The organism is Streptomyces ipomoeae 91-03, from assembly GCF_000317595.1.
Classification (GTDB): Bacteria; Actinomycetota; Actinomycetes; order Streptomycetales; family Streptomycetaceae; genus Streptomyces; species Streptomyces ipomoeae.
This window is the reverse complement of record NZ_AEJC01000080.1, coordinates 1-10,412: the sequence shown is the minus strand read 5'-3', so window position 1 is coordinate 10,412 and position 10,412 is coordinate 1. Positions and strand designations below refer to the sequence as shown.

At 69.5% G+C, this 10,412-nt stretch carries 10 protein-coding genes; 8 read left to right on the top strand and 2 right to left on the bottom strand.

Features of this window, described 5'->3' with window-relative positions; genetic code table 11:
* Positions 1-167 precede the first annotated feature (167 nt).
* Positions 168-764, top strand: coding sequence for a histidine phosphatase family protein (locus STRIP9103_RS05035; protein WP_009299381.1), 597 nt, complete (start codon positions 168-170; stop codon positions 762-764).
* A gap of 143 nt (positions 765-907) precedes the next feature.
* Here STRIP9103_RS05035 and STRIP9103_RS05030 read toward each other — a convergent pair whose 3' ends face one another.
* Entirely contained in the window at positions 908-2,419 is a 1,512-nt protein-coding gene (locus STRIP9103_RS05030) for a hypothetical protein (protein WP_009299376.1), read from the bottom strand.
* Between the two features lie 312 nt (positions 2,420-2,731).
* Between STRIP9103_RS05030 and STRIP9103_RS05025 the strand changes: the two genes are divergently transcribed.
* The gene (locus STRIP9103_RS05025; protein ID WP_048819721.1) at positions 2,732-3,103 is read left to right on the top strand and encodes a hypothetical protein; all 372 of its coding nucleotides are present in this window, start codon (positions 2,732-2,734) and stop codon (positions 3,101-3,103) included.
* Between the two features lie 111 nt (positions 3,104-3,214).
* The gene (locus STRIP9103_RS05020) at positions 3,215-4,087 is read left to right on the top strand and encodes a spermidine synthase (RefSeq protein WP_009299399.1); all 873 of its coding nucleotides are present in this window, start codon (positions 3,215-3,217) and stop codon (positions 4,085-4,087) included.
* A 12-nt stretch (positions 4,088-4,099) separates the two neighbouring features.
* On the opposite strand, the gene STRIP9103_RS05015 is transcribed toward STRIP9103_RS05020, so the two are convergent.
* Entirely contained in the window at positions 4,100-4,585 is a 486-nt protein-coding gene (locus tag STRIP9103_RS05015) for a hypothetical protein (protein ID WP_009299393.1), read from the bottom strand.
* Positions 4,586-4,707: 122 nt separating this feature from the next.
* Here STRIP9103_RS05015 and STRIP9103_RS05010 point away from each other — a divergent pair, with 122 nt between their 5' ends.
* From STRIP9103_RS05010 to STRIP9103_RS04990, 5 genes are all read left to right on the top strand, one after another.
* A complete protein-coding gene (locus STRIP9103_RS05010) occupies positions 4,708-5,406 on the top strand; it encodes a response regulator transcription factor (RefSeq protein ID WP_048819717.1) in 699 nt (232 codons plus the stop codon).
* A complete protein-coding gene (locus tag STRIP9103_RS05005) occupies positions 5,403-6,824 on the top strand; it encodes a sensor histidine kinase (protein ID WP_048819716.1) in 1,422 nt (473 codons plus the stop codon). Before STRIP9103_RS05010 ends, STRIP9103_RS05005 begins: the two co-directional genes overlap by 4 nt.
* Positions 6,825-7,194: 370 nt before the next feature.
* Complete coding sequence (locus STRIP9103_RS05000) at positions 7,195-8,505, top strand: ABC transporter substrate-binding protein (protein ID WP_009299384.1); 1,311 nt, start codon at positions 7,195-7,197, stop codon at positions 8,503-8,505.
* A gap of 4 nt (positions 8,506-8,509) precedes the next feature.
* Positions 8,510-9,490: a carbohydrate ABC transporter permease gene (locus STRIP9103_RS04995; RefSeq protein WP_048819715.1), complete on the top strand. Its 981-nt coding sequence runs from the start codon at positions 8,510-8,512 to the stop codon at positions 9,488-9,490.
* A complete protein-coding gene (locus STRIP9103_RS04990) occupies positions 9,487-10,368 on the top strand; it encodes a carbohydrate ABC transporter permease (RefSeq protein ID WP_009299416.1) in 882 nt (293 codons plus the stop codon). Before STRIP9103_RS04995 ends, STRIP9103_RS04990 begins: the two co-directional genes overlap by 4 nt.
* Positions 10,369-10,412 lie beyond the last annotated feature (44 nt).

The window sequence follows — 10,412 nt, the reverse complement described above, 5'->3', positions numbered from 1 at the left end:
ATCGTCCTCCCCCGTCTGCGCGTCATTCATCGTGTGTTGGTTGTGCAGGACGCTGTCCAAGACGCAGAGATCGCCCCCCGGGTTGCCCTACGACACTGTGAGCGATGATGGACACATCCGCCTCGGTTTTTCTCCCTTCTCGCAGAAGGCTCCCGGAAAGGTCCTCCATGGCACCGCGCATCCTGCTGGCCCGACACGGACAGACGGAATGGTCCCGGCTCGGGAAGCACACCGGCAGGACGGACATCCCTCTCCTCGAAGAGGGCCGACGCGGCGCCAAGCTGCTCGGCGAGCGCCTTCACCGGGCACCCCTGGACGGGCTTCCCGGTGTCGAGGTCCGTACGAGTCCCCTCTCACGCGCGCGTGAGACATGCGAACTGGCCGGCTTCGGCGACCGCGCCACCCCTTGGGACACGCTCATGGAGGTCGACTACGGGGCGTACGAAGGCCTCACCCCGGCCGACATCCACGCCATCCGCCCGGGCTGGCTCATGTGGCGCGACGGCGTCCCCGAAGGGGAGACCCTGCAACAGCTGACGGCCCGCGCGGACGAGGTCGTCGCCTGGGCCCGCTCCACCGACCGCGACGTCCTCGTCTTCGCCCACGGCCACATACTGCGCGCCATAGCCGCGCGCTGGCTGGACCTCGACATCGCCTTCGCGGCGAAGGTGCGCCTCAACCCGACGTCCCTGTCGACACTGGGCTGGGCCTACGGAGCCCCGGCAGTCGAGTCCTGGAACGACACGGGCCACCTGCCCGGCTAGCTGTCGTCGATCGGTGCCCGGCGGCTGTGGCAGGGGGTGGGTTTCGCTTACCGGCACGTACAGGGTGCCGCTGCGCCCACCCTCCCCCATCGCCCCAGCGGCACGACTGCCCGCAGCTGGGACGGCCGGGGCGAACTGGGCATCTACGCGGTACGCGCAACCCCCGCGTGCCGTTCCAGAAACGCCGACACGCCCGCAGCCCGGCGATGCGGCAGCAACACCCGCGCGGTCCCCGCCAGCATCTGCTGAACCCGGGACGACTGGACCTCGTCCAGAAGGTCGAGCACCCGCATGCCGGCCGCCGCGGCCTCGTCCGGCCGCCCCCCGCGCGCCAGATCATCCGCAAGCTCGGCGGTGTACAGCGCGATGTTCCGAGTGAAGTGCGGATTCTGCAGCCCGGCGGCCTGCCGCGCATGCCGCGCGGCCCGGCGCCAGTCCCCGAGCGTGGACCAGCACTGCGCCTCAAGCCCCTCCAGCTCGGCCTCCCCGTAGAAGCTCATCCACTCGGGGTCGGCGTCAGAGGCCCCGCGCGCGTACAGCGCCTGCGCCCGGGCCAGCGCCTGCTCGCACCCGGTGCGATCGGCGAGCCCCGCCCAGCCGCCCGCCTCCCGCAGCGCCAGCAGCGACATCAGACGTGCCGAACCGAGCGGCCGGGCGACCCGCTGCGCGGCCTGCGCCGCCCGTACGGCCTCCCGTGGCCGCCCCGCGTCCCGCGCCAGGAACGCCGTGTTGCAGAACGCGTGCGCCTCCAGGCCCGGGTCCCCCGACATCCGGGCCGTGGCCAGCGCCTCCGCGTAGTGCGAGCGGGCGTCGTCGAAACGCCCCGAATCGTGGGCCAACCAGCCCACGGAGATGGCCAGTTCACCCGCGCCCGCGTACAGCCGGTCGGCGGTGGACTGCCGGGTGGTGCCCGCGTCGAGCAGCGCGTACGCCGCCCGCAGCGGTGCCGAGGCCCTGCGGTATAGACCGTCCGCCCCGTGCCGGTCGTCGAGCAGCCGGATCTTGCGTACGGCCGCTTCGAGGGCGCCCGCCTCCGCCGTACCCGCCCGGTGGACGGGACGGCCGGCGGCCGTGGCCACCCCGCCGAGGGCGAAGGGGCCGAAGGAGGCCGCCGCCACCGCGGCGGTACCCCCGGTCATGAATGCGCGACGCTGCACGTCGCTCTCCTCGTGGTTCTGGTACGTGTGGTGCGTGTCCCGCCGACCGCGCACATAACCCGTGTCGCCCTGCGGGTCCTGCATGTCGTACGTCTCTTTGGTGTCATACGGCTCGTACGCCCCTTCCGTCTCACCCTTCGCCCCGTGTGGGGAGTGCGAGCGGCTCTCGGTGCGAGGGGAGGGCGCCTCGTCGGCTTGGCGCGCCCCCCGACCGCGTACCTCTGCGCGGGGCGCAAACCCCAGGTCGGTGAGTGTCCGGCCGGGGAACATATGCAGGAACACCCGCTCGTACGCGTAGTTGGGACAGCGGATCTCGCCCGCCTCGACCCTCCCGACGTATCGAGCGTCACAGCTGACCCGCTCGCCGATCTCACGCGCGGCCCGCCGCACCGCGGCGGCGAACTCGCCCGGCGAACGTTGCCCGCGCAACTGCCGGAAGACGAGGTTCGGCCGCTGCGGCCGGGGGGACGGGAATGAGGTCACCGATGACGACGCCATGGCCGGGCCCTCTCTCGCGAACCGTCGAACCGTGCCGGATTCCATGGAGATCAGTGGGAATTGAGTGCGTGACGCATGGTTGATTCCGCTGTGTCCGGCGGGGCAAGAACGTACCGGCCCCATCGGTGCCTCGACGCGAGGTTTGGCTACAAACCGGATATCTCATCCTTGATCTGCCATGAACTGCCATCCTTTGCGGCGCAGTTCCGCCGTAGCCGTTGACGCGCTGACGCGTTGGGCAACATGGACCGGGAGCGCCCGAACTCCCGACCCGCTTGCCGGAGGAGGGGCTTGTACGTGTGGGAGGCCCGGATGAAGAACGTCGAACCCCGAGAGTGTGACCTCGTGACCGTCCCCGCCCGTCAGGGGCTGGAGGCCGTCGACATCCTCCGTCGTGGTGCCGTCGAGACGGTCGGGCCCCTCATGACCGTGGGGCCCGTGCTGCATGACGACACGTGCGACACCCTCGGCTTCCTCGTCCCCCCGGGTACGGCTGACGCCTGGGACGTTCCGGGCAGCACATGCACGCAGAGCGACGGCCGGGGCGCCGTCCTGGCCCCGACCGACGGCGCGGACTGGCTGCTGCCCCCGGGCGAGGCGGACCTCGCCACCGACCCGGCGGCGCTTCGGGCAGCGCTGGACGAGGCGGCACGCCTGATCGAGGCGGCCGACAACTGCACATAGCGCGGCGGCATGGCTACGAGCAGCCACGCCGCACAGCCACAGCCGCCGGGTGCCCGTCAGAGATGGGCCCCTCCTGAAGCGGCACCCTCGCCCACCTCCGATAATGGCTGAATGGGCAGGTCGAAAAAGGGGCGGACGCGGCGCGACACGGCGGCCGAGTCCGTCGTCGAGCCGGTCGACGGAGGCCTCGCCGAACTGCTCCCCGACCGCGACCGCCCCCGCGCCTGGACCCTCCTCATCGACGGCGCCCCCCAGTCCCACGTCGACCTCGACGACCCGTCGTACCTCTCCTTCGAGTACCAACGACGCCTCGGCCATGTCATCGACCTCGTCGCCCCACCCGGCCGCCCCGTGCACGCCGTCCACCTCGGCGGCGGTGCCCTCACCCTCGCCCGGTACGTCGCCGCCACCCGCCCCCGGTCCACTCAGCAGGTCGTCGAACGCGACGCGGCGCTCGTCCAACTGGTCCGCCGTGAGCTGCCGTTGGATCCGAACGCGCGGATACGGGTGCGGTCGGCGGACGCGCGGGACGGGCTCGCCAAGGTGCCGGACGGATGGGCGGATCTGGTGATCGCGGATGTGTTCAGCGCGGCGCGCACCCCGGCGCATCTGACGTCGACCGAATTCCTCACCGACGTACGACGGGTGGTGAAGCCCGGCGGTTTCTACACCGCCAACCTCGCCGACGGCCCCCCGCTCGCCCATCTGCGCGGCCAGATCGCCACCGCGGCCGTCGTCTTCCCGGAGTTGGCGCTGGTCGCCGATCCGACCGTGCTGCGGGGCAAACGCTTCGGCAACGCCGTCCTCGTCGCCTCCGACCAGCCACTGCCCGTCGCCGAACTGACCCGCCGCGCCGCCTCCGACCCGCATCCCGGCCGGGTCGAACACGGCAGGGCCCTGACCGACTTCACGGGCGGCGCGGTACCGGTGACGGACGCGGCGGCCGTCGCCTCACCGGCACCACCACCGTCGGCGTTCCGCTGAAGCCGGCCCGGCTCAGTAGTTCTGCACGTCCACCCTCGGCGCGCTGTCGTGCCAGGTGCAGAACACCGTCACACGGTCCGCGCCGACGGCGAACTCGACGCGGATCCATGTCTCCGTCTTCCACACCCGCATCGACCAACCCGAGCCGGGCGTGGCCGAGACGAGGGTCGCGTAGGTGTCGCTGAGCGAGAAGACGACCCGGCCGCCCTCGGTGTCGTAACTCTTGACCTCGCCGGAGTCGGCGGAGTCGCCGGAGTCGGCGGAGTCGCCGGGGGCGTCGGAGTCGACAGGGGCGCCGGGGGTGGGACCGGGGCTCGGCTTCGCCGACTTGGAGGGAGCCGAGGGGGTCGGAGAGGCCGTGATGGGCAGGGCACGGGGCGGGTCGTAGGCGGTGCCGGCCAGCACCGTGTGGACGCCCCACCACGACAACGTGACCGCCGCGCCCGTGGCGAGCAGCCAGGCCAGTACGTGAAGGAGTCCCCTGCGCATCGCGGCCATACTGCCCCACGAGCCCCACGAGTGTGGTGGGAAGTCCCGTGCACGGACTTGTCCACAGGGCCTGTCCGCGAGTTGTCCACAGGCCCCGACCGGCCTGCTCGACATCGCGTACGGTGCGACGCATGGCAAGTGTGCTCGTGGTCGAGGACGACCAGTTCGTACGCTCGGCGCTGATCAGGCATCTGACGGACGCCGCACACACCGTGCGCAGCGTCGGTACGGCCCTGGAGGCGCTGCGCGAGGTCGCGCATCACCGCTTCGACGTGGTGATCCTCGACCTCGGGCTGCCCGATCTGGACGGCTCGGAGGCGTTGAAGATGCTGCGCGGTATCACCGAGGTGCCGGTGATAGTGGCGACCGCGCGGGACGACGAGTCGGAGATCGTACGGCTGCTGAACGCGGGCGCGGACGACTACTTGACCAAGCCGTTCTCGGTCGAGCACCTGTCCGCGCGGATGGCCGCCGTACTGCGCCGCTCCAGGAGCTTCGCCGGGCAGGCACCCCCGTCCACGGTCATCCGGGTCGGCGGTCTGTCCATAGACCCACTGCGCCGCCGGGCCGACCTGGACGGTGTACGACTCGACCTCACCCGGCGCGAGTTCGACCTGCTCGCGTTCCTCGCCGGGCGGCCCGGTGTCGTCGTCCCGCGCAGGGAACTGCTCGCCGAGGTCTGGCACCAGTCGTACGGGGACGACCAGACCATAGACGTCCATCTGTCCTGGCTGCGGCGGAAGTTGGGGGAGACGGCGGCGAAGCCCCGCTATCTGCACACGCTGCGGGGAGTCGGCGTGAAGCTGGAGCCACCGGGGGCGGGGCCATGAGGTGGGCGCTGGTCAAGGTGTGTGTGGCGGTGACGACGATGGTCGTGGTCGCCTTCGCCGTTCCGCTGGGCCTGGTCGTCAAGGAGATGGCTCGTGACCGTGCCTTCTCCAACGCCGAGCGGGAGGCGGCGGCGATCGCTCCGGCGCTGTCGATCACCACCGACCGGGAACAGTTGGAGCGGGTCGTCGCCTCCGCGGGCTCGGACGAGGGCATCGCGGTGCACGTACCGGCCGAGGGTGCCGGGGTCGCCGCGATCGACCTCGGCCGACAGCGGGCCACCGACGAGGACATCGCCACCGTGCGCAGGCTCGGGCGGGCGTCCACCACGGAGGTGCCGGGTGGGTCCACGCTGCTCCAGCCCACCGCGCTCAGCTCCGGGGCGATAGCGGTCGTCGAGGTGTATGTGCCGGAGGCCGAGGTCAGCAATGGCGTGACCACGGCGTGGGCGGTGCTCGCAGGGGTGGGCGTCGCGCTGATCGTCGGCTCGGTCGCGGTGGCCGACCGGCTGGGGGCGCGGATGGTGCGGCCCGTCCAGCGGCTGGTCGAGAGCGCACATGAACTGGGGGAGGGACAGCTGGGCGCACGCGTACCGGAGGAGGGGCCGAAGGAACTGCGGCTGGCGGCGGTGGCGTTCAACGCGATGGCCGACCAGGTGGTGCAGCTGCTGGCGAACGAACGGGAGTTGGCGGCCGATCTGTCGCACCGTCTGCGGACCCCGCTGACCGTGTTGCGGCTCAACGCGGCCTCGCTCGGCGACGGGCCGACCGCCGAGCAGACGCGGGCCGCGGTGGAGCAACTGGAGCGGGAGGTGGACACGATCATCCGTACGGCGCGGGAGGCCAGGCCGCAGACCGCTGCGGCGGGACCGGGCACGGGGTGCGACGTGGCGGAGGTGGTCCGGGAGCGGATGGCGTTCTGGTCGGCGCTCGCGGAGGACGAGGGCCGCACGTGGCGGGTGGCCGGGGTGGAGCGACCGGTTCGCATACCGGTCGCCCGGGCCGACCTCGCCGCAGCGCTCGACGCACTCCTGGGCAACGTCTTCCGGCACACGTCGGAGGGCACCGCCTTCGCCGTCGACGTCCACGACACCGATGACGCGGTGATCGTCCTCGTCTCCGACGCCGGCCCCGGCATCCCCGATCCCGAGACCGCCATGGCCCGAGGCCGAGGCTCCGGCACCCCCGGCTCGACGGGCCTGGGCCTGGACATAGTCCGCCGCCTGGCCGAGTCGACGGGCGGCGACGTCCGCATAGGCTCCTCGGTCCTGGGTGGCACGGAGGTCCGCGTATGGATCCAGGTGAGAGAAGGGGAGCGAAGGTCCAGGAGGACCGACCGCACATCGCCGCGAAGGGCCCGCGGAGGACCGCTTCGCTGTCGCACACACATACGATCGCTCTCAGAGAGAGGCGCACCTTAGCGCGCCATGAAGGGGCGCGGGGCTCTATCGATATGCGGCTCCGCCGCGGAGGCGAGACCAGCCCCCACTCACCCGCAGCCGCCAGACAACCCAACCCCCGAGCTCTCCCGCGCTCGTGCCCTCACCCACCCCCGACCGCCCGGTAGCCTCGACCACCCCGGCCCACTCGTGACGGCCCCCAAGCGGAGCGCCCTCTTTCGACACACCCTGGTTACATTTCAACAAAGGCGGACATGAACCCTTGACTCATGACAGGACATAGAGCTGTTATTGCGGCCAACGTGTTCGGTCGAGTTGGTTTCTGGTCGTTTTCGATCAGTAACCGACGAGGGCCATTGACGACCGAACGACCTGCCCCAGGGAGCCGTACATGCATCTCACACCTTCTGGTCTCGCCGTGCCCGGAACGAGCCGCCGCACCCTGCTGCGCGGCATAGGCGGGGCCGCCGCACTCGGCGCGGGGATCCCCCTGCTGAGCGCCTGCGGCGGCAGTGGCACGGGGAGCGACCCGAAGACCGTCACGGTCGGCTCCAACGCGTCGGACGCCGTGCCGAAGAAGGCGTTCGCCGACATCTACGCGGCCTTCGCCAAGGAGTCCGGGCTCAAGGTCGACGTCAACACCAAGGACCACAACACCTTCCAGGAGCAGATCAACTCCTACCTCCAGGGCACGCCGGACGACGTGTTCCACTGGTTCGCCGGTTACCGCATGCAGTTCTTCGCGGCGAAGGGCCTGGCCACGCCGATCGACGACGTGTGGAAGACCATCGAGGGCAACTTCCCCGACGCGATGAAGAAGCTCAGCAAGGGCGAGGACGGCAAGTACTACTTCGTGCCGCTGTACACGTACCCCTGGGCGCTCTTCTACCGGAAGAGCGTCTTCCAGGAGAAGGGCTACGAAGTCCCCACCACCTGGGACCAGCTGGTCGCTCTGTGCAAGCAGATGAAGAAGGACAACCTCGTCCCGATCGCCTTCGGTGACAAGGACGCCTGGCCGGCGATGGGCACCTTCGACCAGATCAACTTCCGCGCCAACGGCTACGACTTCCACGTCGAGCTGATGGCCGGCAAGGCGTCCTGGACCGACGCCAAGGTGCGCAAGGTCTTCGACCTGTGGACCGAGATCCTGCCCTACCACCAGGACGGCGCCGTCGGCCGCACCTGGCAGGACGCCGCCCAGACGCTGGCGTCGAAGAAGGCCGGTATGTACCTGCTGGGCACCTTCGTGGGTCAGCAGTTCACCAACGACGCCGACCGCGAGGACCTCGACTTCTTCGCCTTCCCGGAGATCGACCCGGCGTACGGCCAGGACACGGTCGAGGCGCCCACCGATGGCTTCATGCTCTCCAAGGCGAAGAAGAACCACGAGGGTGCGGTGAAGCTGCTGGAGTACCTGGGCACCCCGGCCGCCGAGGAGATCTACCTCAAGTCCGACCCGAACGTCGTCGCCGCCTCCACCAAGGCCGACACCTCGTCGTACAGCGCCCTGCAGAAGAAGGCGTTCGAGATGATCTCGGGTGCCAAGAGCCTGACGCAGTTCATGGACCGCGACAGCCGTCCGGACTTCACCTCCACGGTGATGCAGCCCGCGCTGCAGAAGTTCATCCGTGACCCCAAGCAGGTCGACAGTATTCTCTCGTCGATCGAGCGCCAGAAGAAGACGATCTTCGCGTCCAACTGATCACATGACTACAGATACCCCCACGCAGACCTCGAAGGCGGCCGACGTGCCGCCTTCGGGCGCGACCTCCGACAACAAGCGGGTGGCGACCGGCCACAGGCGCCTGCTGACCCGCCGTGACCGGCTCACGCTCGGCCTGATGGCCGGGCTGCCGACGATCCTGCATGTGGCCCTTGTCTGGGTCACGGCGCTCGCCTCCATCGCGCTGGCCTTCACCACCTGGGACGGCATCGGCTTCGACTCGATCAAGTGGGTCGGGCTGGACAACTTCAAGGAGCTCTTCAGCAACAACCCGCAGTTCTGGCCGGCCGTCGAGCACAACGTCGTCTGGTTCGTCGTCCTGATCCTGATCCCGACCCCGCTGGGCCTGTTCCTGGCCGTGCAGCTGGACAAGAAGATCCGTTTCAGCCGGGTCTACCAGACGGCGTTCTTCCTGCCCGTGGTGCTGTCCATGGCCGTCATCGGCTTCGTGTGGCAGCTCGTCTACAACCCCGACACCGGCCTGATCAACAGCCTGATCGGCGCCAACGAACCGGGCAAGTACATCGACTGGATCGGCGACCCGGACCTCAATTTGTGGGCCATCCTCATCGCCGCGTCCTGGCGCCACGCCGGCTACATGATGATCCTCTACCTCGCCGGCCTCAAGGGCGTCGACCCCGCACTGCGCGAGGCCTCCGCCCTGGACGGCGCCAACGAGTGGCAGACCTTCAAGAACGTCGTCTTCCCCACCCTGCGCCCGACCAACACCATCGTCCTGGTCGTCACCATCATCGAGTCCCTGCGCGCCTTCGACCTCGTCTTCGTCTTCAACAAGGGCGCCGAAGGCACCGAGCTGCTGTCGATCCTGGTCACCAACAACATCATCGGCGAGTCCAGCCGCATCGGATACGGCTCCGCCATCGCCGTGGTCCTGCTGGTGATCTCCCTCGCCGTGATCATCCCGTACCTGATCGCCACCTTCCGGAAGGAGCGGCGCGCATGAGCACGGCCCTCACGGCCAAACGCACCCCCGTGCGCCCGGCCCGGATCCTGCTGCACCTCTTCCTCGCCGGAGCGGCACTGGCCTGGCTCGCCCCCCTGCTGTGGGCGATGTACGCGGCCCTGCGCCCCTACGCGGAGACCTCCGAGAAGGGCTACGTCTCCTGGCCCGACACGCTGACGTTCGAGAACTTCACGAACGCCTTCACCCAGTCGGACATGACGCACTACTTCGGCAACACGCTCGTCATCGCCGTGCCCGCGGTACTGCTGACCCTGTTCCTGTCGTCGATGGTCGCCTTCTACGTCAGCCGCTTCGACTTCCGCGTCAACCTGTTCCTGCTGCTGGTCTTCACCGCCGGCAACCTGCTCCCCCAGCAGGTCATCATCACCCCGCTGTACCGGCTGTACCTGCTCGTCGACCTGCCCGGCATCACCATGAGCGGCAAGCTGTACGACTCCGCCCTCGGCCTGGTCCTCATCCACGTGGCGTTCCAGTCCGGGTTCTGCGCCTTCGTGCTGAGCAACTACATGAAGATGCTCCCCCACGAGCTGACCGAGGCGGCCCTGGTCGACGGCGCGTCGGTGTGGCGGCTGTACTGGCAGATCACCCTGCCGCTGTGCAAGCCGGCGATGGCGGCCCTGGCGACACTGCTGTCGATCTGGATCTACAACGACTTCTTCTGGGCCCTCGTACTGATCTCCACCGGCGAGAACATGCCGATCACCTCGGCACTGAACAACCTCTCCGGGCAGTACTTCACCGACCCCAACCTCATCGCCGCCGGCGCCCTGATCACCGCCGTACCCGTCCTGGCCGTGTACTTCCTGCTCCAACGGCAGTTCGTCGGCGGCCTCACCCTCGGCGCCAACAAGGGCTGACGCAGCCTTCCAACAAGGGTTGACGCAGCTTCACATCGGTGTGG

Coding starts and splice junctions, on each gene's coding strand:
- STRIP9103_RS05035 (WP_009299381.1), top strand. CDS start 168: ATGGCACCGCGCATCCTGCTGGCCCGACACGGACAGACGGAATGGTCC.
- STRIP9103_RS05030 (WP_009299376.1), bottom strand. CDS start 2,419: ATGGCGTCGTCATCGGTGACCTCATTCCCGTCCCCCCGGCCGCAGCGG.
- STRIP9103_RS05025 (WP_048819721.1), top strand. CDS start 2,732: ATGAAGAACGTCGAACCCCGAGAGTGTGACCTCGTGACCGTCCCCGCC.
- STRIP9103_RS05020 (WP_009299399.1), top strand. CDS start 3,215: ATGGGCAGGTCGAAAAAGGGGCGGACGCGGCGCGACACGGCGGCCGAG.
- STRIP9103_RS05015 (WP_009299393.1), bottom strand. CDS start 4,585: ATGGCCGCGATGCGCAGGGGACTCCTTCACGTACTGGCCTGGCTGCTC.
- STRIP9103_RS05010 (WP_048819717.1), top strand. CDS start 4,708: ATGGCAAGTGTGCTCGTGGTCGAGGACGACCAGTTCGTACGCTCGGCG.
- STRIP9103_RS05005 (WP_048819716.1), top strand. CDS start 5,403: ATGAGGTGGGCGCTGGTCAAGGTGTGTGTGGCGGTGACGACGATGGTC.
- STRIP9103_RS05000 (WP_009299384.1), top strand. CDS start 7,195: ATGCATCTCACACCTTCTGGTCTCGCCGTGCCCGGAACGAGCCGCCGC.
- STRIP9103_RS04995 (WP_048819715.1), top strand. CDS start 8,510: ATGACTACAGATACCCCCACGCAGACCTCGAAGGCGGCCGACGTGCCG.
- STRIP9103_RS04990 (WP_009299416.1), top strand. CDS start 9,487: ATGAGCACGGCCCTCACGGCCAAACGCACCCCCGTGCGCCCGGCCCGG.